Here is a 20,516-nt window from a genome sequence, read left to right on the forward strand (position 1 = left end):
TTCAATGAGCAGACAGACAAATCCCAATACAGTTCCTGCGCCAATACAAAAGTGCTTGTTCAGCGAACGATCGTCTTCCAGGGGAAGGAAACTGTTGCCCTAGACCGGCCTAAATCCCGTATAATCACGGTTTCTCCAGCAATAAGGTATGCACTCTAGCAACGCTCTGATGATAGGGCAAGTATCAAAACATGCCCGCGTTGCAGTCATCCCCGGCCGTCGGGAAAGCGCGCATTATCGCACACTAAGGGAGTTCATGAATGGCTTTGGACAATACTGATGTGGAAAAAATTGCACATCTGGCAAGACTGCAAATCAAACAGCCCGACATCGATGAAGTGACCAGTCGCATCTCCAACATTCTCACCATGATCGACCAGATGCAAAGCATCGACACCAGCGCCGTCACTCCGATGGCGCACCCGTTCGATGCCACCCAGCGGCTGCGGCCGGACCAGGTGACCGAGACCAATCAGCGGGATCGACTGCAGCAGATCGCACCTGCCACAGAGAATGGTCTGTACCTGGTTCCCAAAGTCATTGAGTAAAGCCAACGAGCAAGGATCACCCTTTCATGTTAAGCAAAACTGTAGCAGAGCTGAGCGCAGCCCTGGATCGCAAAGACGTTTCCAGCGTTGAACTGACTCAGGCCTATCTGGATCGCATCGAAAAATTGAATCCGGATCTCAATGCCTACATCACCGTGTGCAAAGAGCAGGCACTGAAACAGGCGGCCGACGCTGACAAACAGCGCGCCGCTGGCAATGGTACTCCTTTCACCGGCATACCCATAGCGCACAAGGACATCTTCTGTACGCGCGACGTGCTGACAACCTGCGGCTCGCGCATGCTGCACAATTTTGTGTCGCCCTACGATGCCAGCGTTGTTGAACGCCTCCAGCAGGCCGGCGCTGTCACGCTGGGTAAAACCAACATGGATGAATTTGCGATGGGTTCATCCAACGAGACCAGTTACTACGGAGCGGTTCGCAACCCCTGGGACAGCAGCCGTGTACCCGGCGGATCATCGGGCGGCTCCGCCGCCGCGGTAGCCGCTGATCTGTGTGCCATCGCCACCGGCACCGACACCGGCGGATCAATTCGCCAGCCTGCATCTTTCTGCGGCATTACAGGTTTGAAACCAACCTACGGACGAGTATCCCGCTTTGGCATGATCGCGTTTGCCTCCAGTCTTGACCAGGCTGGTCCGCTAAGCAAAAGCGCAGAAGACGCAGCGCTGATGATGAACGCCATCGCCGGACTGGACTCCCGTGACTCCACCAGCCTGGACCATCCGGCCGAAGATTTCACGGCACATCTGCAGCAGTCGCTGAAAGGTCTGCGCATCGGCCTGCCTCGTGACCACTTTACCGCTGACCTGAACCCAGCTGTGCAGACCATTCTGCAGGATGCCATCAAAGCACTGGAAAGCCTCGGCGCCAGCGTGACCGAGGTTGATCTGCCGCACAATCACCTGTCGGTGCCTGCGTATTACGTCGTGGCACCGGCAGAGGCTTCAGCAAACCTGTCGCGTTATGACGGAGTGCGCTTTGGCCATCGCGCCGAAAACCCGGTGAACCTTGAAGACCTGTACAAGCGCAGCCGCAGCGAAGGCTTTGGTGACGAAGTCAAACGTCGCATCATGGTAGGCACTTACGCACTGTCTGCAGGTTACTATGATGCCTATTACAAGAAGGCGCAGAAAATCCGCCGCTTGATCAAGCAGGATTTTGATGAAGCCTTCAAGTCTGTAGACGTCATCCTGGGACCGACCTCACCCCACACAGCCTTCAAGCTTGGTGAGAAAAATGCCGATCCAGTCACCATGTACCTGGAAGACATCTACACGATCGCCGTCAACCTGGCCGGCATCCCTGGCATGTCACTGCCAGCAGGTATGCTGCAGGGATTGCCAATTGGCATGCAGTTGGTCGGACCGGCGTTTTCAGAGGCACGCCTGCTGAATGTCGCCCATCAGTTCCAGTTGAACACAGACTGGCATCAGCGCCGACCGGAGGTTAAATAATGAGTTGGGAAACCGTCATCGGTCTTGAAGTGCACGTGCAGCTGGCAACTGCCAGCAAACTGTTTTCCGGCAGCAGCACTGCATTCGGTGCAGAACCGAATACCCAGGCCAATATATACGACCTGGCGCTACCGGGCACGCTGCCAGTCATGAACGAGGAAGTTCTGCGGATGGCTGTGTCATTCGGACTGGCGGTAGACGCAGAAATCGGCAAGCGCTCGGTATTTGACCGCAAGAATTACTTCTACCCAGACCTGCCCAAAGGCTATCAGATCAGTCAGCTGGATCACCCAACCGTTGGCAAAGGCAGCCTGCGTATTGTGATGGATGATGGCTCAGAAAAGGTCATTGGCATTACCCGCGCCCACATCGAAGAAGATGCAGGTAAATCCTTGCATGAAGATTTTCAGGGCATGTCCGGTATCGACCTTAACCGGGCGGGAACACCGCTGCTGGAAATAGTATCGGAGCCTGATCTGCGCAACGCCAAAGAGGCGGTTGCCTATCTGAAGAAACTGCACTCCATCATTCTCTATCTCGGCATCTCCGACGGCAATATGTCTCAGGGCTCCATGCGCTGTGACGCCAACGTATCGGTACGCCGCAAGGGTGCGACAGAATTTGGCACACGTACCGAGATCAAAAACATCAACTCGTTCCGCTTTGTCGAAAAAGCCATCAATCACGAAGTTCAGCGCCAGATTGACCTGATCGAAGATGGCGGCCGTGTCATTCAGGAGACCCGCCTGTACGACTCCGATCGTGACGAGACCCGCTCGATGCGCAGCAAGGAAGTCGCCAACGACTACCGTTACTTCCCCGAGCCGGATCTGCTGCCTGTCGTGATCGATGATGCGTATATCGATGCCGTACGTGCGACCATGCCAGAGCTGCCAGACGCGCGCTGCAGCCGCTTTGTTAAGCAGTACGGCCTTAGCGAGTATGATGCCGATGTATTGACCAGCAGCCGTGCCATGGCCGATTACTTTGAACAGGTAGCGCAGCTGTGCGGAGACGCCAAGCTGTCAGCCAACTGGGTGACCGTCGACCTGCTGGGGCTGTTGAACAAGCAGGATCTTGATATCCAGCAGAGTCCGGTCACGCCGACCGAGCTGGGCACGTTGATCAGCCGAATCAAGGACAACACCATCTCCGGCAAGATCGCCAAGACCGTGTTTGAAGCGCTGACCGAAGGCGAAACTGATGTCGACCAGATTATTGAGTCTCGCGGGTTGAAGCAGGTCACGGACACAGGTGCCATCGAAAAGCTGGTGGATGATGTGATCGCCGCCAACCCGGATCAGGTCGCACAATACAAAGGCGGTAAGGAAGCAGTGTTTGGATACTTTGTTGGCCAGGCCATGAAGATTTCCAAAGGCAAGGCCAATCCTGCTCAATTGAACGAACTGCTGCGCAAGAAGCTCAGCGAATAAGCCCATCTCTCCTGACAGTCACGGCACCTAGCCGGACTGCCTGGGGGGAGCCAAACGGATGACACCATGATTGAAGAGAAAAAAACCGGGAAAGAACGCACTCAGCCTGCCACTCGCAATGAAGAATGGTCAGATGAGCGCATCAAGGCTTTCTTGAGCCTGGAGCCACCCGAGGGCGTGCCGGCTGATTACCACATCCTGCTCAAAGCCTACCGCGGTATGCTGCCCGAGCAATTCACCCGCTTCGTTCCTTTCTTTGTCGAAGCAGGCCACGACATCAATGTCACGCTGGAAAGTGGCGCCACGTTTCTGGACCATCTGGCGCAGCATCGTCGTGCTGCGCCCTACATGGAAATTCTCGAGTCACATGGCGCCCGTCGCGGCGCATAACCCTCAGATCTAGCGGCGGGGCCGCGGGCGTCCGCCACCGGACGGCTTGCCACCGCGCCCGCCGCGTCCAGCTGGTTTGGACTCATCCTTGAACTTGGACTCCCGCGTGAAAGCCGGTGGATCGGTGAGCAAGCGACTGTCGGGGTGAACGCAAGGCAGCTTCTGACCCAGCTTCGATTCGATATTTGGCAGCAGGAAGGAATCTTCCTCGCAGGCAAAACTGATAGACGTACCGGTAGCACCAGCCCGACCGGTTCTGCCGATGCGGTGAACGTAGTCCTCCGCTTCCTCCGGCAGTGTGTAATTGATGACATGCGTCACATCATCAATGTGCAGACCACGGCCTGCCACGTCCGTCGCTACCAACACCTTTAACTTGCCTTCACGAAAATCTTCCAGGGTTTTTACACGTTTTTTCTGCGCAATTTCACCGGACAATAACCCACAACTGACACCGTTGCGGTGCAGATTGTCTGCCAGCTTGCGCACCTGGTCGCGACGATTACTAAACACAATCACCTTCTCGGATCCCTGCAGGCCGATCAGGTTGTACAGCAGTTTGTATTTGTCGTCGCTGGTGACCAGATAGACGATCTGCTCGACCGTGTCAGTGGCAACACGCTCGGGCTCGATTTCGATCATCACCGGATCCATGGCCCAGCGCGACGTCAGTTCCAGAATTTCTGGCGTAAAGGTCGCACTGAACAGCAGGGTCTGACGGCAGTCTTTGTGCGGAGTGCGCGCCACGATGTTGCGAACCTGCGGGATAAAGCCCATATCCAGCATGCGATCGGCCTCATCAATAACCAGCAGCTCAACCAGCCCGAGATACAGATGTTCATTCTGCAGAAAATCGATCAGACGGCCCGGCGTCGCTACCACAATATCGACGGGGCGTTTGTCGACCGCCCGCAACTGTTTCTGATAATCCTCACCACCTACAAGGGTGACGACGCGCAGGTCACTGTGTTTGCATAGATCAGTCGCATCATTGGCGATCTGAATGACCAGCTCCCGCGTCGGCGCCAGCACCAGTGCCCTTGGTTCGCCGGCATAGCGCTGTTCGGTAATCGGATTCTTAAGCATGTCATTGATCAGCGTGATCAGGAATGCCGCTGTTTTGCCGGTGCCTGTCTGGGCCTTGCCCGTCACGTCATAACCAACCAGTGTATAGCGCAGACTCTGGGCCTGGATAGGCGTGCAATACTCAAAACCAAGATCGCTAATGGCTTTGGCAAGTGGTTCTGCCAGATCAAAACTGCTGAATTGTACTTTGGGGGCAGGCTGTTTTGCGGGCGTCTCCGGCGTTGTTGGCGCATCAGATGCTGTTGATTCAGAGCCGGGCTGCCCCTCGCCTGATTCTTCTTCTGTTGCTGACTGCTCAGTTGTCGCCAGCATACCTTCAGACTCCGCTACAGATTTCTGCTGCTGATCCAAGTCTGTGGCTGGCTCCTGTGCAGTCTCAGGCTCTGGTGCTGGCTGCTGTTCAGCCACCGGGCTGTTGTCAGACTCGACTCTGGCAGCTTCTGCACTCTGGCTGTCCTCAACAGGCTGCTCGTCCGCCGGCTGTTCCGTTTCGGAGGCATTCTGCTGCTGCGGCGCTGCTTGCTGGCTTTCCTGCGAAGGGTCTTGCTGCTCGCTGCTATGCGGCTCCTGGCCTGCCTGCACTGGGTCCTGTTGTTCCTGCTTGTTTTGCGTCTGGTCTTGCTGCTCCTGGTTTACCTGATCTTGTGCTTCCTGATTCGGAGCATCGGGATTACTCTGGTCTGAATCTTTTGTTTGCATGTATTAGCAGCCTGTCTTCTAAATTCGAAATATGGCCCGCATCATAGCGCCTGAGCATTTGCAGCATCAAGCACGCACTGCGCACACCGCGCAGGCGGGATCGCGTGGTAACTTCAACGTCCGCCATTGACTGTCAATGGCATCAAAAATCAGCAACTTACCGCACAAGTCCTGACCTATGCCGGCAATCACTTTTATTGCCTCCAGTGCCTGCATCGTGCCGATAATGCCCACGACTGGCGACAGAACACCATTACGGGCGCAGCTCATCTGCTCGTCATCACCGCCCTCACGGTACAGGCATTGATAGCAGGGACTGTGCTCGCGCCGTGTATCAAACACGGCAACCTGCCCTTCCAGCCGAATGGCGGCGCCAGACACCAGAGGCAGTTTATTTTGCACACAGGCCCGGTTGATCATGAAACGTGTGGCGAAATTATCACAGGCATCCACAATCAGGTCGATGCCTCGGTCGATCTGCGCCTGCAGGGTATGCGCATCCAGCCGTGTCGTCAGTGTCTCAATCTGGACTTCCGGGTTAAGCGCCTGCAGCGTCTGCTGCGCGGAGGCCACTTTTGTTTGCCCAATGCGATCAGTGGTGTGTGCGATCTGGCGCTGCAGATTACTGAGCTCTACCTCGTCATCATCGACCAGCACGAGTTTGCCGACGCCAGCAGCGGCCAGATACATGGCAACCGGACTGCCCAGCCCGCCCATTCCCACAATAAGCACGCTTGCATCCAGCAGCCGCTGCTGACCGGCGATATCCATATTTGGCAGCATGATCTGCCGACTATAGCGTAGCAGCTGTTCGTCATTCATGATCGACACCCCAGCGTCACCCGATCCAGACCCGCAAGGTCCTGAACGGTCCGCACTTGATTAAATTTATGGTGCTCCAGCAACTGTCGCACGGCGGCGCCCTGATTATACCCATGTTCAAGCAGAAGCCAGCCGGCCGGCTTCAGCACGGCCAGCGACTGCTGCACTATAAAACGAATATCTCGCAAGCCCTGCTCATCTGAACGCAGTGCTGACAGGGGCTCAAAAGGCAGCGCGCCCTGGCTCAGATGCGGATCCTCCGGGTCAATATAAGGCGGATTACTGACAAGAATGTCGAGTTCAAGCCCATCGGGCAGCGCCGCGCACCAGTCCCCCTGACGAAACTCGATTCGATCGGACAATGACAATCGACGGGCATTGGCGGTTGCGACTGCCAGCGCCGCCTCACTGCGATCAGTGGCATAGACCCGCCAGGCGGGACGCTCTGCCGCCAGAGCCAGGGCAATCGCACCCGACCCGGTACCCAGATCGGCGATAGCAAAGTCTGCGACGTCAGGCCCTGCAATCTCCAGACAGCTTTCCACCAATAGCTCGGTCTCGGGTCTGGGTATCAGCACATCCGGCGTGACATCCAGCTCCAGACTCCAGAACCCCTGGCGACCAAGCAGATAGGCCACCGGTTCGCCCCGCTCGCGGCGGGCAATCAGTTCCTCATAGGCATCCTGAATCCCGGGCTGAACTGGATCGCGCAGGCGCGCCAGTACGCCGGAGCGACTGACACCCATGACCTGCGCCAGCAACAGCTCGGCATCCAGTTGCGGCGAGCCTGATTGCGTCAGCCGGGCGGCCGTCTGCCTGAGCAACTGGCCGACGGAGAGTGTGGCCACGGTCAGGCCGCCAGCTCCGCCAGTTGATCGGCCTGGTATTCATTGATCAGCGGCTGAATCACCGCATCGAGATCACCAGACAGCACTTCTGACAGCTTGTACAAGGTCAGGTTGATACGGTGATCGGTGACTCGCCCCTGGGGATAGTTATAGGTACGGATCCGCTCGGAACGATCGCCAGACCCCACCAGCAGGCGACGGGTATCGGACTGCTCCTTGTCGGCAGCTGCCTGCTGCATGTCATTGAGCCGGGCGCTGAGCAGGGACATGGCGCGCGCACGATTCTTGTGCTGCGAGCGTTCATCCTGACACTCGACCACGATACCGGTCGGGATATGGGTAATGCGAATGGCTGAGTCGGTCTTGTTGACGTGCTGACCACCGGCACCACTGGCACGGAAGGTATCAATGCGCAGATCCGCCTTGTTCAGCTCGATCTCTTCCATCTCATCGCCAGCGGGCAGAATCGCAACCGTGCAGGCAGAGGTATGAATACGTCCCTGTGTCTCGGTCTCGGGTACTCGCTGCACGCGGTGCGCACCGGATTCGAATTTCAGGTGTCCATAGACATTCTTGCCGGCCACTCGGGTAATGATTTCCTTGTAACCGCCATGTTCACCAGGGCGCTCGCTCAGAATCTCGATGCGCCAGCCTTTGGATTCCGCATACAGGGAATACATTCTGAACAGATCACCAGCAAAGATGGCTGCTTCGTCGCCACCTGTGCCAGCGCGCACCTCCAGAAACACATCCATCGTGTCACGCTCATCCTTGGGCAAAAGCAGCTTCTGAAGTGAAAGCTCAAGCTCTTGCAGAGACTCTTTCAGCTTGAAATACTCTTCTTCAGCCATGGCACGCATGTCCGGGTCACTGTCGCGCATCATCTCCTGCGCCTGCGACATATCCTGCTGCGCCGTGCGGTAGCGTTCAAACTCCTGGGCGATCGGTTCAAGGTCTGCGAACTCGCGCGACAGTTTGCGAAAACGATCCTGATCGGCGATCGTCTCGGCATCACTGAGCAGCGCCTGCAGCTCCTGGTAGCGCTCCGCTAAATGTTCCAGTTTCTGAAAGATGGACTCTTTCATGACTCATCTCCCAATTGATACAGCTCCTGCACCAGACGCACGACCTCGTCGCGTCCTTCGGCGCTGGCTTTTTTCATTTGCACACTGGGTGTATGGATAAGTTTGTTGGTCAAACCCCGCGCCAGAGACTCCAGCACCTGCTCGGCATCAACACCCTTCTCCAGCGAACGCCTGGCCTTCTCAAGCTCTGCCTGACGAATTGCATCAGCCTGGTCGCGAAATGCCCGCAAGGTGGCTACAGCGTTCAGGGCTCTTAATTTCCGCAGATACTCTTCTACACCACGCTCAATGATGGCGCTGGCCTGCTCGGCCGCCTGTGCGCGACTCTTCACCCCGTCCTCAATCACGTCGCGGATATCGTCAACGCTGTATAGATAGGCATCACTGATCTGCCCCACTTCAGGTTCGATATCGCGCGGAACGGCCAGGTCGACCAGCAGCATGGGCTTGTGTCGGCGGCTCTTCAGCGCCCGTTCGACAGCGCCTTTACCGAGCAATGGCAACTGGCTGTTGGTCGAGGAAACGATGATATCCGCATGCTCCAACTCCGCCGGAATATCCGACAGCAGGACGCCGCGCGCACCAAACTTGTCTCCCAGTTTGACCGCATTTTCCAGAGTCCGGTTGGCAATCACGATTCGTTTGACGCCACGCTCAATCAGATGGCGCGCCACCAGCTCAATGGTATGGCCCGCACCAATCAGCAGTGCATTCAGGCTGCGCAATTCAGAGAATATCTGCTCTGCCAGAGTGACAGCCGCGTAGGCAACTGAAACCGGGTTCTCGCCAATGGCGGTATCGGTTCGCACTTCCTTGGCAATGGAGAACGCTTCCTGAAAGGCCTTGCCGAGATCGGAGCCGGCCGCGCCAAGATCTTTGGCAACTGCAAACGCGGATTTGATCTGACCCAGAATCTGGGGCTCGCCGAGCACCATGGAATCGAGTCCGCAGGCGACCCGCATCAAATGGCGGATCACGTCCTCACGCCAGTGAAAATAACTGCAGGTGCCCAGCTCCGTGGCATCAATTCCGTGGTAGTCGCTCAGCCACTGCAACAGCTTCTGCTGTTCCTGTTGCATGCGTTCGGGGCTGAACTCCTGCTCCTGGTCGCCCTCTATATCAACATCTATATACAGCTCGGTCCGGTTACAGGTGGACACAATCACAGCTTCAGACACATGCTGCAAGGACCGCACGCCCTGCATGGCGTCCGCCATTTTTTCAGGTGGGAATGCCACCTTCTCACGGAGTGCCACGTTGGCCGTGTTGTGATTGATGCCGAGCAGAACCAGCGCCATACTGAGCCTTGAGTCGAAAAAGTGCGCTATCTTACTAAAAAACGGGGGCGTTTGCCCGTTCTGGAGTGGGAATTTGGCCACAAAGAGCAGGCAACGCACGTATTATGGGGCCCGCCCGGTCTTCAGTGTAGTGTTGAATTATAACTGTTGCTACAATCCGGGCGTGCCCTGGCACACCCATGACCGGATATTATGATAAAAATTTTACTAAGACTGTTCTATCTCAGCCTGCCGCTTTTGGCCGCATGCGCCAGCAATCCTGCGCCACCAGATGCTGAGCCACAAGCACCAGAGCCCTCCGAACAGGCGGTTAAGGCCCCTGTGCAGGCTGCACCTGAGCCACCCATCGAGTACGGTAATTTTACCCAGGAGCAGCTGGAGCTGGCACTGCTCAGCGAATTCCGTGGTCTGCGCGGTGACATGGCTGGCGCGGCCGAGGGATATTATCGACTGGCACTGGAAACACAGGACCCGGGCATCATCCGGCGTGCCGTAGAGTATGCATCAGCACTGGGCAATGCGCAGGCACTGTCCAATCTGGCTGACCAGTGGCTGGCGATTGAACCTGACGCCATGGACCCGCATTTGATCATTGGCTACCAGTTCATGGAGCAGGGTCTGTTCGTAAGAGCCCTGCCACATTTCGAACAGGTTATGGCGCTAGGTGGCCAGGTCGATTTCACGGCGCTGTCAGCGCGCACTGCCAATCTGGAAGACCGTCAACGCCAGGTCATCATTGAACGACTGCAGGCCATCAATACACGGCACCCGGACGAACCCTCCGTTTATTACGCCCTGGCACAGCTGCACGACCAGAGCGGCGATACCGACAGCGCCCGCGCCATCCTTGATGTGGCCCGCCAGCGCTACGGCGACAACCCAAGAACCGTGCTTATAGAAGCACAGCTGCTTCAGAACAGCGGCCAGGTTGAGGCGGCCGAAGCGCTGCTGGCGGAGTACGTCGAGCGCTATCCGGAGCACCGGCTGCTGCGTTACAGCTACGCACAGCTGCTGGTGCAGAACGAAAAACTTGAACCAGCTTCGATTCAGTTTACCGAACTGCTGCGGCGCGAACCCGGCGATATGGAAACACTGTATTCGCTGATCCTGATCAACCTGGAAATTGATCAGTTGACGCTGGCCGAAGCCCAGCTGCGGGACCTGTTGCGCTCCGGGTACCGGCAGAATGAAGCACACTACTATCTTGGCTATGTTCTTGAGGCTCGAGACGAGCTTGAACAGGCGCTGTTCCACTACCAGCAGGTCCAGCGGCGTTCCAACGCCTTTCTGAACGCCCAGCGTGAAGCCCTGCGATTGCAGGTAGATCTCGAGCAGTTCGACGAAGCTGAGGCCTGGGTGGCACAAATGAGCGCGCGGGACGCCGCACTGGCGCCCGCGTATCCGGCTCTGCTCGCCGAAGCCCTTATTAATGCCGGACATCACGAGCGGGCACTGACGGTGCTTGATCAGGCACTGCTGGATCATCCACAGAATGTCGATCTGCTGTTCGCACGCACCCTGCTGCACGAGCGCGCCGGACGCCAGGAAGCTGCCGAACGTGATCTGCAGCGCATCATTGCCATCAACCCCAACGATGCACGAGCCCTGAACCACCTCGGGTACTCACTGACGGTCAGGACCGATCGCTATCAGGAGGCGCTGGAGCTGATCGAGCGCGCCATTGATATTTCACCCGATGACCCGGCCATCATCGACAGCCTGGGCTGGGTGCAGTTCAAGCTCGGGTATCTGGACGACGCACTGTACAACCTGCAGCGCGCCTATGCTGCGTTTCCTGACCCTGAAGTGGCCGCCCATCTGGGCGAGGTTTTGTGGGTAACCGGTAAAGAAGCAGAAGCCCTGTTGATCTGGGAACAGGCGCTGGATGCCGACCCTGACAGCGAGCATGTGCTGGACGCCATGGAGCGCCTCACTGGGGATTCGCCCGGAGAAACATCCTGATGATGCAACGGGCCTGCCTGTCGCTTATATGCCTGCTTGTGCTTGCATCCTGCCAGAGCACACCGCGTATCGATGCACCAGTCAACCCGGAATGGGCGCAGCGCCAGCAGGTTCTGCAGCAAATCGAGCGCTGGGAATTTACCGGCAGCATTAATGTGCGCGACGCTGAGGAAGCGCACTCTTCCCGGATTCGCTGGCAGCAGGACGAAGAGCGATACCGTATCAACCTGTGGGGCACCTTTAATATCGGTGCCACCGAGATCAATGGACAGCCCGGCTACGTGCGTATTGAACAGCAGGGCGAAGACCCGGTCATTACCGATTCGCCTGAAGAGTTGCTGTATCAGCAGATCGGTTATGAGCTGCCCGTCACCGAGCTCAACTACTGGATCCGGGGCATCCCGGCTCCCGGCGAGGCTCACGATCTCAGCTTTGGTGAGACCAGCCAGTTGCTGCAGTTTCAGCAAAGCGGCTGGCAGATCAACTACATGGGTTATACAAACTTTGGCACCGAAACGCTGCCAACCCGCATTCGTATACAGAAGTCGCCGCTGCGCCTAGACCTGTACCGTCTGGACTGGTCGCTACCGGGTGATGAACCACTGATCGTGACGCAACAAGACTCATGAGCCCAGCCACTGCGACACTGGTGGTCCCTGCGCCGGCCAAACTTAATCTTTTTCTCCATATCACAGGTCGCCGCCCTGACGGTTATCACAATCTTCAGACCGTATTCCAGATACTCGACCATGGCGACACACTGCACCTGCACCCGCGCAGCGACGGCAAGCTGACACTGGACTGCAACAGATCCGGGCTGATCGGCGATGATAACCTTGTGCTCCGGGCCGCCCGCGCCCTGCAGGCTGAAAGTGGCTGCACGTTGGGCGCCGATATCTATCTGGACAAGCGCCTGCCTGCTGGCGGGGGCCTGGGTGGTGGCAGCAGCGACGCCGCCAGTACACTGCTGGCACTCAATGCCCTGTGGAAGCTGCGCTTGGACAAACAGCAGCTGGCCGGTATCGGTCTGGCGCTGGGAGCTGACGTGCCCGTATTCGTCCACGGCAACAGCGCCTGGGCTGAAGGGGTGGGTGAACATCTGACACCTGTAGAGTTGCCGTCAAGGTACTACCTGGTCATCACTCCGGACTGCCATGTCGCTACCGGCAGAATTTTTTCACATGAACAATTGACACGAGACACTTCACCCATCAAAATGGCCGCCTTTCTGGCAGGGCAGTCCCGAAATGACTGCGAAACACTGGTCAGAAACCTGTATCCAGAGGTGGATGAGGCACTAAATTGGCTCGCTCAATTCGCCCCCGCCAGGATGACAGGAACAGGCGCCAGTGTTTTTGCATCATTCAGGACAGAAGACGACGCCAGAGAAGTATTGCACGATCTGGAACACATTGATTTGCCGGCATTAAATCGCGCCAGCAGCTTTGTGACTCAAGGACTGAACCAGTCTCCGGTCGACCAGGCTCTGGCCTCGCAACTGGACGTGTAATAGGAAATTGGCTTAAAATAGCCAACTATCACTGGGGTGTCGCCAAGTTGGTAAGGCACAAGGTTTTGATCCTTGCATGCGTTGGTTCGAGTCCAGCCACCCCAGCCAAATCCCCGGAAATCCGCACACGCATCACCCCCTGGGTCGATGAGGTGCGGATTTTCTGATTGAACGAGCAGAGCGTCCAGGCAGTCATCGGCCGCCAGCAATGACGAACAGAAACTATCCGGACGGGCAGCGTTATCAAACAGTCACTGTTCAAGACCAAGCAGCTCAAGAACCGGAGCCCCGCCCGCAGCAAGTCTGAAGGTATTCAACTCATGGCAAACAACTTGATGGTTTTCACCGGCAATGCGAATCCGGTGCTGGCAGAAAAAATTGCCCGCTACATCGGTATTCCGCTGGGTGATGCCGATATTGGCAAGTTCAGCGACGGCGAAGTGGCGGTCGAGATCAAGGAAAATGTGCGCGGCAAGGACGTCTTTATCATCCAGTCCACCTGTGCGCCGACCAATGACAGCCTGATGGAACTGCTGCTGACCGCTGATGCCATGCACCGGGCTTCTGCCAACCGCATCACAGCTGTGATTCCCTATTTCGGTTACGCCCGGCAGGATCGTCGCGTTCGTTCCGCACGTGTGGCAATCAGCGCCAAAGTGGTTGCAGACATGATTTCCGCCGTCGGCATCAACCGTGTACTGACCGTCGACCTGCACGCCGAACAGATTCAGGGCTTTTTCAGCATTCCGGTGGACAACGTCTATGGTTCGCCCGTGCTGACTGAAGATATCGTTCGTCAGAATTATGAAAATCTGACCGTGGTGTCACCAGATATCGGTGGTGTTGTGCGTGCGCGCGCTGTGGCCAAGCAATTGAATGTGGATCTGGCCATTATCGACAAACGTCGCCCACAGGCCAACGAAGCCCAGGTCATGCACATTATCGGTGAAGTGAAAAACCGTACCTGCCTGATCGTGGACGACATGGTTGATACGGCTGGCACCCTGTGCAAAGCTGCTGCCGCTCTGAAAGAGCACGGCGCAACCAAGGTTGTGGCGTACTGTACACACCCGGTCCTGTCCGGCAAAGCGGCCGAAAATATTGCCAACTCGACGCTGGATACGCTGGTGGTTACTGACACCATCCCGCTGAGCGACGAGATCAAGAAGTGCAAGAAAGTTCGCCAATTGAGCATGGCGCGCCTGCTGGCCGAGTCTATCCGACGCGTCAGCAATGAAGAATCCATCAGTGCCATGTTTGACAGCGCTGAAATCTGATTTTAACCGGAGTGTCAGGAGCAGTTTTCCCGACACTCTTTTACTGACACGTCTGCGGCGCTGGTCGCAAGCAAAGCAGGCGTTATTTGAAACTGGAGGGACATCATGTCCAATGAGTTTGATCTGAATGCAACTGCCAGAGACGACCTGGGGAAAGGTGCGAGCCGCCGCCTGCGTCGCCTGGCTGACGAAGTACCGGCCATCATCTACGGCGGCAACAAAAAGCCGCAGTCGATTTCGATTCCTCACAAGGATCTGCTGAAGGCCACCACCAACGAAGCGTTCTTTGCGCACATCATCACACTTCACGTGGATGGCAAAAAAGAACAGGTCGTTATCAAGGACCTGCAGCGTCACCCGGCCAAGCCGCGCCTGATGCACGCAGACTTCCAGCGCGTCAGCGCCAAGCAGACCATTCACGTGAAAGTACCTGTACACGTTCTGAACGAAGAGAAGTGTAAAGGCGTGAAACTGGGTGGTGGCAGCCTGCTGCGTACCATCACTGAACTTGAAATCGTGTGTCTGCCCAAAGACCTGCCAGAGTACCTGGAAATCGACGTGGCCAACCTGGGTGTGGGCGAAGCCATCCACATCTCCCAGATTGACTTCCCGAAAGGCGTCAGCAGCGTAGACCTGACGCATGGCGCCGATGCTGACCACGCCGTTGTTACTGTTCAGCCGCCTCGTGGCGGTGCGCAGGACGAAGAGTCTGACGACGAAGAGTCCGGCGAGGAGTAATCTCTCCTGCCATGAGCACTGACACGCTCAAATTGATTGTGGGCCTGGGAAATCCGGGCCCGCAATATCGCTTTAACCGCCACAATGTGGGCGTCTGGTTTCTGGATGAGATCTGTCGACGCTACCACGGCGAACTCCGTCCCGAAGCACGTTTTCATGGGAATGTGGCACGTGTCACTATTGAAGGACACGATGTCCGACTGTTATTCCCTACCACCTTCATGAATCGCAGCGGCCTGTCCGTGGCCAGTCTCTGTCATTACTTCGATATCGAGCCACAACAGATGCTGGTCGCTTACGATGAGATCGATTTCCCTGTCGGCACAACCCGTCTGAAATCGGGCGGTGGTCATGGCGGGCACAATGGCATGCGCGATATCATCAGCGCGCTTGGTGGAGCAAATGATTTCAAACGTCTACGTATCGGCGTGGGCCACCCTGGCGACAAAAACAAAGTTGCCAATTATGTGCTTAGCGATCCCGGCAAAGACGACACCATACAGATAGAACACGATATTGATCAGGCTCTCAAGGTTCTGCCCCAACTGGTTAACGGACAGTGGAATCAGGCAATGCAGACCCTGCACAGTCAGAGCCCTGTTGCAGACAGCCAATAGACATCACACTTTACAGGATATACACCCATGGGTTTTAAATGCGGCATCGTTGGCCTGCCAAACGTCGGAAAATCAACACTGTTCAACGCGCTTACCAAAGCGGGTATTGCTGCAGAGAATTTTCCGTTCTGCACCATTGAACCCAATTCAGGCATTGTACCCATGCCAGATCCGCGACTTGACGAGCTGGCAGACATCGTTCAACCGCAAAAGACCATTCCCACCAGCATGGAGTTTGTGGACATCGCCGGACTGGTTGCCGGCGCCTCCAAAGGCGAAGGCCTGGGTAACCAGTTTCTTGCCAACATTCGTGAGACTGACGCGATTGCACATGTCGTGCGCTGCTTTGAAGACAGCAATATCGTCCATGTCGCTGACACCATCAACCCGGTAGCGGACATTGAGACCATCAATACCGAGCTGGCACTGGCCGACCTGGAGTCAGTGGAAAAAGGTATTCTGCGACTGGGCCGCATCGCCAAGGGCGGTGACAAGGACGCAGTGCGACAGATTGCCCTGTTCGAAAAGGTTAAACAACACCTGGATGGCGCCCAACCGGTTCGCAGCATGGGCCTGAGCAAGGAAGAACTGGCAGATCTGTATTCGCTGCATCTGCTGACTGTCAAACCAACCATGTACATCGCCAACGTTGACGAAGATGGATTCGAGAACAATCCCCATCTGGATAAAGTCCGCGCTGTGGCAGAAGCCGAAGGTGCCGTACTCGTGCCGATCTGCAACAAACTGGAAGCAGAAATTGCGGAGCTGGAAGACGACGAAAAGCTCGAGTTCCTGCAGGATCTGGGCATGGAAGAACCAGGACTTGATCGCGTTATCCGTGCCGGTTACAGCCTGCTGGGCCTGCAGACCTATTTCACCGCCGGACCCAAGGAAGTGCGTGCCTGGACCATCAAACAGGGTGCCACGGCTCCCCGCGCAGCTGCCGCCATTCATACCGATTTCGAACGTGGGTTTATCCGCGCCGAGGTCATCGCCTACGACGACTATGTCGCCTTTAAAGGTGAACAGGGCGCCAAGGATGCCGGCAAATGGCGACTGGAAGGCAAGGAATACATTGTCCACGATGGTGATGTGATTCACTTCCGCTTCAATGTTTAAGTCGCGTATATCAGGTTCTTGACAAAGGCCCTTGAAATAGACAAAATGCGCGTCCTCGATGTGGCTACGTAGCTCAGCTGGTTAGAGCACAGCATTCATAATGCTGGGGTCGGTGGTTCAAGTCCACCCGTAGCTACCACTCTTTTTCTCCCCCTGCGGCCCAAAAAACGGACTCCGACTATGACCCAGGGCACGACCACAGATCAGCCAAGTCCCGAGCAGCAGCCAAAGAAACCACGTGGCGGATTTCTCGGCAATCTTGCATTCAACATCATCATCCCGGTCGTCATTCTCAGCCGTTTTAATGGTGAAGACAGCCTTGGGCCGAGTCTGAGCATTGTTGTGGCACTGGCCTTCCCCATCCTTTATGGCCTGTGGGATCTGCGGGAGTCCGGCAAGATCAATCCATTTTCGGTACTTGGTGTCGTCAGTGTTTTTCTGACCGGCGGCATCAGTCTGCTGCAATTGGATCCACAGTACATTGCGATAAAGGAAGCAGCCATTCCCGGAATCATCGGGCTCGCAGTACTGATCAGCCAGCGGACACGCTTCCCGCTGGTCAAGACCTTGATACTGAACGCACAGTTGATCCGTGTTCAAGCGCTGTATGATGCGCTGGCAGCAAAGGGCAATACGGAAGTGTTCGAACGCCGTCTGGCGCAGGCCTCAATGATTGTGGCGGGGTCTTTTTTCCTGTCTTCGGCGCTGAACTACATTCTGGCGCGAGTTATTCTGGTGAGCCCACCTGGCACCAGCGAGTTCAGCGCAGAGCTGGGTCGCATGACAGCACTCAGCTACCCGGTCATCGCGATTCCCAGCATGATCGTCCTGATGATCGCGATCTGGTTTGTGTTTTCACAGATCCACAGGCTTACCGATCAGAAACTGGAAACCTTTCTGGTGGACAACAATTAATCGATTGAAAACACCACCAGGTGATCCATCTCCACCTTGATGCCGATATCGCTCCCCACCGGATGCGCATGATGACTGGGCACCAGACTTAGCACCTGAGCGCCACTGGGCAGTGCCAGCGAGTACATAAAGTCGGCGCCACGGAATACCTTTTTCAGCACCCGGGCTGTTTCTTTACTGTTGTCGTCATGTATTACGTCGTCAGGGCGGATCAGCACTGACACCAGGTCACCCGCTTTGTGTGCAATCGGCTCATGTGTGGTCAGCACCCCAAGCTCAGTACTCACACTGAGCGTATCAATGACCGTCCCTGGCAGGAATACGCCCTCACCGACGAAATCAGCCACGTAGGCATTTCGCGGCTCATGATAAAGTTCGAATGCGGTACTCCACTGCAACAGCCGCCCGGCTCTCATGACGCCAATTTCATCAGCCATGGCAAAGGCTTCAAGCTGATTATGACTCACCAGAATGCTGGTGATGCCATCCTGTTTAAGCACCTCACGAATCTCTCGCGCTATGTCTTCACGCAATTCGACATCCAGACTCGCAAATGGCTCATCCAGCAACAGAATGCGCGGCCGCGGCGCCATGGCGCGAGCGATGGCGACGCGCTGCTGCTGGCCACCTGACAGGCGATGCGGATAGGCACCCAGCAGCTCCTCAATGTGCAGCATGCGGGCCAGCTCCTGCACCCTGGCCAGTTTGTCAGCGGCTTTCCAGCCCGTCAGACCGAAGGCGATGTTGTCCTCTACACTCAGATGAGGAAACAGCGCGTAGTCCTGAAACACCATACCAACCTGACGCTTTTCCACCGGCATCTGGCTGCCGGGTTTACTCACCAGCTGTCCGGCAATCTGAATGCTGCCCTGCGTGACCGGCTCAAAGCCAGCGATGGCGCGCAGCAAGGTCGTCTTGCCACAGCCACTGGGCCCAAGCAGACAGCCGATATCACCCTGCGCCAGTTGCAGGCTGATGTCATGGACAATTGGCGTGTTCTGCAACGCCACCGAAATAGTGTCAATCTGCAATGCGTGAGTCATGGCCCGGTCTTGATGCTGAAATGGATAGACTGATGATGATAACAGGAATGATGCCAGCCAGAACGATCATCAGGGCCGACGCAGCGGCCTCGGTCAGTCGTTCCTGGTTAGCCAGCTCGTAGGTGCGAATGGCCAGTGTATTAAAGTTGAACGGCCGCAGAATCAAGGTCGCGGGCAGCTCTTTGAGGACATCCACAAACACCAGCAGCGCCGCAGTCAAAAGGCTGCCGCGCAGCATGGGAATATGCACTCGTCGCAGCATCTGCCAATTGCCAAGCCCCATGGAACGGCCCACATCATCCATGGTTGGTTTTATTTTGCCGAGGCCGGCATCCAGCGTATTCATTGATACCGGCAGGAATCGCACCGTGTAGGCAAACATCACGGCCCCCAACGTGCCACTTAACAGCAGCCCTGTGGAAAAGTCGAACTGCCCGCGCATCCAGCCGTCCAGAGTATTATCAAAAAAGGTGAAGGGGATCAGCACACCAACCGCAATCACCGTGCCGGGGATGGCATACCCCAGACTCAGCACACGAACAGCGGTCCGCATTGGCATGCCAGGCTGCAGGCGCTTCGCATAGCTGATGCCCAGTCCCAGCACCAGTGTGATCAGTGCCGCCACCAGAGCAAGGCGCAGACTGTTATAAAGCAGATTGCTGAAATCCCCGAAATTGACCAGCTCGCGGGTATCCCAGGCCCACCAGGACAACTGCAGGAAAGGGATCAGAAAGCCGCACAGTACCGGCAATGCGCAGAAGACCATGGCTGCCATGCTCTGCCATCCAGCCAGACGCTTAGGGTGCAATTGTGAGTACTTGCTACTTGTGTGATGGAAGCGTGCCTTGTTGCGCGACCATTGTTCAGTGACGATCAACACCAGAATGAACAGCATCAGAACGGCTGACAGCTGCGCGGCCGCCGTCGAACTTCCCATGCCAAACCAGGTCCGGAATATACCGGTGGTAAACGTCGACAGACCAAAATACTGAACCGTGCCATAGTCGGCCAGTGTCTCCATCAGCACCAGCGCCAGTCCCGCAACAATGGCCGGTCGCGCCAGCGGCACAGCCACCCTGGAGAAGGACCGCCAGGGGCTTGCGCCCAGCGTGCGCGAGACCTCCAGTACGCAGACAGACTGCTCCAGAAACGCCATGCGTGACAACAGGTAGACGTAGGGATACAGAACCAGCGCCAGCATCACAATGGCACCGCCCAGTGAGCGAACCTGCGGGAACCAGTAATCACCGAAGCGCAGATCAAAGGTTTCGCGGATAAACCCCTGAACCGGACCGGTGACATCCAGCATGCCTGTATAGGTGTAGGCGATAATATAGGCTGGCATGGCCAGCGGCAGGATCAGCGCCCACTCCAGCACCCTACTGCCAGGAAAACGCGTCATGGTGACCAGCCAGGCCGGCACCACGCCCAGCACCAGCACCAGCAGCCCGACCCCGGTCATCAGGGTGAGAGACTGACCAATATAGGACCATAACAGCGTGTCAGCCAGATGTTGCCAGACGCCATCGCTGTCTGCGCCTATGGACCAGAGAACAGTGAAAATCGGCAGGCTTAAAAGCAAACAAAGCGCAATGATACTAATCAGTGCGCTTCGTCCACGACCTTGTTGAGTATGCAATGTCTTGCC

Annotated in this window: 19 protein-coding genes and 2 tRNA genes; 14 read left to right on the forward strand and 7 right to left on the reverse strand. The window is 56.5% G+C overall.

What is annotated here, in order from left to right; translation table 11 throughout:
- Positions 1 to 260: 260 nt before the first annotated feature.
- From gatC to QGM61_RS01160, 4 genes are all read left to right on the forward strand, one after another.
- Positions 261 to 548: an Asp-tRNA(Asn)/Glu-tRNA(Gln) amidotransferase subunit GatC gene (gene gatC / locus QGM61_RS01145; protein WP_237133224.1), complete on the forward strand. Its 288-nt coding sequence runs from the start codon at positions 261 to 263 to the stop codon at positions 546 to 548.
- Positions 549 to 574: 26 nt separating this feature from the next.
- Positions 575 to 2,026 carry an Asp-tRNA(Asn)/Glu-tRNA(Gln) amidotransferase subunit GatA gene (gene gatA, locus QGM61_RS01150; RefSeq protein ID WP_281131557.1) on the forward strand — a complete coding sequence of 484 codons (1,452 nt, stop codon included), beginning with the start codon at positions 575 to 577 and terminating at the stop codon, positions 2,024 to 2,026.
- Positions 2,026 to 3,459, forward strand: coding sequence for an Asp-tRNA(Asn)/Glu-tRNA(Gln) amidotransferase subunit GatB (gene gatB / locus QGM61_RS01155; RefSeq protein ID WP_281131558.1), 1,434 nt, complete (start codon positions 2,026 to 2,028; stop codon positions 3,457 to 3,459). The genes gatA and gatB overlap by 1 nt, the downstream gene beginning before the upstream one ends.
- Positions 3,460 to 3,525: 66 nt before the next feature.
- On the forward strand, positions 3,526 to 3,849 hold the full coding sequence (locus tag QGM61_RS01160; RefSeq protein WP_272907247.1) for a PA4642 family protein: 324 nt from the start codon (positions 3,526 to 3,528) through the stop codon (positions 3,847 to 3,849).
- A 9-nt stretch (positions 3,850 to 3,858) separates the two neighbouring features.
- On the opposite strand, the gene rhlB is transcribed toward QGM61_RS01160, so the two are convergent.
- The 5 genes from rhlB to hemA all read right to left on the reverse strand — a co-directional run bounded on the left by rhlB (position 3,859) and on the right by hemA (position 9,687).
- Complete coding sequence (rhlB, locus tag QGM61_RS01165; protein WP_317622117.1) at positions 3,859 to 5,634, reverse strand: ATP-dependent RNA helicase RhlB; 1,776 nt, start codon at positions 5,632 to 5,634, stop codon at positions 3,859 to 3,861.
- Between the two features lie 66 nt (positions 5,635 to 5,700).
- Positions 5,701 to 6,459: a molybdopterin-synthase adenylyltransferase MoeB gene (locus QGM61_RS01170; RefSeq protein ID WP_317622129.1), complete on the reverse strand. Its 759-nt coding sequence runs from the start codon at positions 6,457 to 6,459 to the stop codon at positions 5,701 to 5,703.
- A complete protein-coding gene (gene prmC, locus QGM61_RS01175) occupies positions 6,453 to 7,304 on the reverse strand; it encodes a peptide chain release factor N(5)-glutamine methyltransferase (RefSeq protein ID WP_237133218.1) in 852 nt (283 codons plus the stop codon). Before prmC ends, QGM61_RS01170 begins: the two co-directional genes overlap by 7 nt.
- Before the next feature lie 2 nt (positions 7,305 to 7,306).
- On the reverse strand, positions 7,307 to 8,389 hold the full coding sequence (prfA, locus tag QGM61_RS01180; RefSeq protein ID WP_281131559.1) for a peptide chain release factor 1: 1,083 nt from the start codon (positions 8,387 to 8,389) through the stop codon (positions 7,307 to 7,309).
- Positions 8,386 to 9,687 carry a glutamyl-tRNA reductase gene (gene hemA / locus QGM61_RS01185; RefSeq protein WP_281131560.1) on the reverse strand — a complete coding sequence of 434 codons (1,302 nt, stop codon included), beginning with the start codon at positions 9,685 to 9,687 and terminating at the stop codon, positions 8,386 to 8,388. Before hemA ends, prfA begins: the two co-directional genes overlap by 4 nt.
- Before the next feature lie 192 nt (positions 9,688 to 9,879).
- Between hemA and QGM61_RS01190 the strand changes: the two genes are divergently transcribed.
- The 10 genes from QGM61_RS01190 (at position 9,880) to QGM61_RS01235 (ending at position 17,825) form a co-directional block, all read left to right on the forward strand.
- Positions 9,880 to 11,649 carry a tetratricopeptide repeat protein gene (locus QGM61_RS01190; protein WP_281131561.1) on the forward strand — a complete coding sequence of 590 codons (1,770 nt, stop codon included), beginning with the start codon at positions 9,880 to 9,882 and terminating at the stop codon, positions 11,647 to 11,649.
- Positions 11,649 to 12,278 (forward strand): lipoprotein insertase outer membrane protein LolB, encoded by a 630-nt coding sequence (gene lolB / locus QGM61_RS01195; RefSeq protein ID WP_281131562.1) that lies wholly within the window; start codon positions 11,649 to 11,651, stop codon positions 12,276 to 12,278. Before QGM61_RS01190 ends, lolB begins: the two co-directional genes overlap by 1 nt.
- The gene (gene ispE, locus QGM61_RS01200; RefSeq protein ID WP_281131563.1) at positions 12,275 to 13,159 is read left to right on the forward strand and encodes a 4-(cytidine 5'-diphospho)-2-C-methyl-D-erythritol kinase; all 885 of its coding nucleotides are present in this window, start codon (positions 12,275 to 12,277) and stop codon (positions 13,157 to 13,159) included. Before lolB ends, ispE begins: the two co-directional genes overlap by 4 nt.
- Positions 13,160 to 13,191: 32 nt before the next feature.
- Positions 13,192 to 13,267: transfer RNA gene (locus QGM61_RS01205), tRNA-Gln, on the forward strand.
- Positions 13,268 to 13,479: 212 nt separating this feature from the next.
- On the forward strand, positions 13,480 to 14,436 hold the full coding sequence (locus QGM61_RS01210; protein ID WP_237133212.1) for a ribose-phosphate pyrophosphokinase: 957 nt from the start codon (positions 13,480 to 13,482) through the stop codon (positions 14,434 to 14,436).
- Between the two features lie 105 nt (positions 14,437 to 14,541).
- A complete protein-coding gene (locus QGM61_RS01215) occupies positions 14,542 to 15,174 on the forward strand; it encodes a 50S ribosomal protein L25/general stress protein Ctc (RefSeq protein WP_237133211.1) in 633 nt (210 codons plus the stop codon).
- Between the two features lie 11 nt (positions 15,175 to 15,185).
- Complete coding sequence (gene pth, locus QGM61_RS01220; RefSeq protein WP_281131564.1) at positions 15,186 to 15,791, forward strand: aminoacyl-tRNA hydrolase; 606 nt, start codon at positions 15,186 to 15,188, stop codon at positions 15,789 to 15,791.
- Positions 15,792 to 15,818: 27 nt separating this feature from the next.
- A complete protein-coding gene (ychF, locus tag QGM61_RS01225) occupies positions 15,819 to 16,910 on the forward strand; it encodes a redox-regulated ATPase YchF (protein ID WP_281131565.1) in 1,092 nt (363 codons plus the stop codon).
- A gap of 62 nt (positions 16,911 to 16,972) precedes the next feature.
- A tRNA-Met gene (locus tag QGM61_RS01230) sits at positions 16,973 to 17,049 on the forward strand.
- Positions 17,050 to 17,090: 41 nt separating this feature from the next.
- Positions 17,091 to 17,825 carry a VC0807 family protein gene (locus QGM61_RS01235; RefSeq protein ID WP_237133208.1) on the forward strand — a complete coding sequence of 245 codons (735 nt, stop codon included), beginning with the start codon at positions 17,091 to 17,093 and terminating at the stop codon, positions 17,823 to 17,825.
- Here QGM61_RS01235 and QGM61_RS01240 read toward each other — a convergent pair.
- Complete coding sequence (locus QGM61_RS01240; protein WP_281131566.1) at positions 17,822 to 18,868, reverse strand: ABC transporter ATP-binding protein; 1,047 nt, start codon at positions 18,866 to 18,868, stop codon at positions 17,822 to 17,824. The two genes, QGM61_RS01235 and QGM61_RS01240, sit on opposite strands and share 4 nt — an antisense overlap.
- Positions 18,846 to 20,450: an iron ABC transporter permease gene (locus tag QGM61_RS01245; protein ID WP_317622118.1), complete on the reverse strand. Its 1,605-nt coding sequence runs from the start codon at positions 20,448 to 20,450 to the stop codon at positions 18,846 to 18,848. The genes QGM61_RS01240 and QGM61_RS01245 overlap by 23 nt, the downstream gene beginning before the upstream one ends.
- Positions 20,451 to 20,516: the final 66 nt, after the last annotated feature.

The sequence above is a fragment of the Pseudohongiella sp. SYSU M77423 genome, from assembly GCF_029911965.1.
Taxonomy (GTDB): domain Bacteria; phylum Pseudomonadota; class Gammaproteobacteria; order Pseudomonadales; family Pseudohongiellaceae; genus Pseudohongiella.

Excerpts from the sequence above, each read along its gene's own strand:
- gatC (WP_237133224.1), top strand. The coding sequence starts at position 261 with ATGGCTTTGGACAATACTGATGTGGAAAAAATTGCACATCTGGCAAGA.
- gatA (WP_281131557.1), top strand. The coding sequence starts at position 575 with ATGTTAAGCAAAACTGTAGCAGAGCTGAGCGCAGCCCTGGATCGCAAA.
- gatB (WP_281131558.1), top strand. The coding sequence starts at position 2,026 with ATGAGTTGGGAAACCGTCATCGGTCTTGAAGTGCACGTGCAGCTGGCA.
- QGM61_RS01160 (WP_272907247.1), top strand. The coding sequence starts at position 3,526 with ATGATTGAAGAGAAAAAAACCGGGAAAGAACGCACTCAGCCTGCCACT.
- rhlB (WP_317622117.1), bottom strand. The coding sequence starts at position 5,634 with ATGCAAACAAAAGATTCAGACCAGAGTAATCCCGATGCTCCGAATCAG.
- prfA (WP_281131559.1), bottom strand. The coding sequence starts at position 8,389 with ATGAAAGAGTCCATCTTTCAGAAACTGGAACATTTAGCGGAGCGCTAC.
- hemA (WP_281131560.1), bottom strand. The coding sequence starts at position 9,687 with ATGGCGCTGGTTCTGCTCGGCATCAATCACAACACGGCCAACGTGGCA.
- QGM61_RS01190 (WP_281131561.1), top strand. The coding sequence starts at position 9,880 with ATGATAAAAATTTTACTAAGACTGTTCTATCTCAGCCTGCCGCTTTTG.
- lolB (WP_281131562.1), top strand. The coding sequence starts at position 11,649 with ATGATGCAACGGGCCTGCCTGTCGCTTATATGCCTGCTTGTGCTTGCA.
- ispE (WP_281131563.1), top strand. The coding sequence starts at position 12,275 with ATGAGCCCAGCCACTGCGACACTGGTGGTCCCTGCGCCGGCCAAACTT.
- QGM61_RS01210 (WP_237133212.1), top strand. The coding sequence starts at position 13,480 with ATGGCAAACAACTTGATGGTTTTCACCGGCAATGCGAATCCGGTGCTG.
- QGM61_RS01215 (WP_237133211.1), top strand. The coding sequence starts at position 14,542 with ATGTCCAATGAGTTTGATCTGAATGCAACTGCCAGAGACGACCTGGGG.
- pth (WP_281131564.1), top strand. The coding sequence starts at position 15,186 with ATGAGCACTGACACGCTCAAATTGATTGTGGGCCTGGGAAATCCGGGC.
- ychF (WP_281131565.1), top strand. The coding sequence starts at position 15,819 with ATGGGTTTTAAATGCGGCATCGTTGGCCTGCCAAACGTCGGAAAATCA.
- QGM61_RS01235 (WP_237133208.1), top strand. The coding sequence starts at position 17,091 with ATGACCCAGGGCACGACCACAGATCAGCCAAGTCCCGAGCAGCAGCCA.
- QGM61_RS01240 (WP_281131566.1), bottom strand. The coding sequence starts at position 18,868 with ATGACTCACGCATTGCAGATTGACACTATTTCGGTGGCGTTGCAGAAC.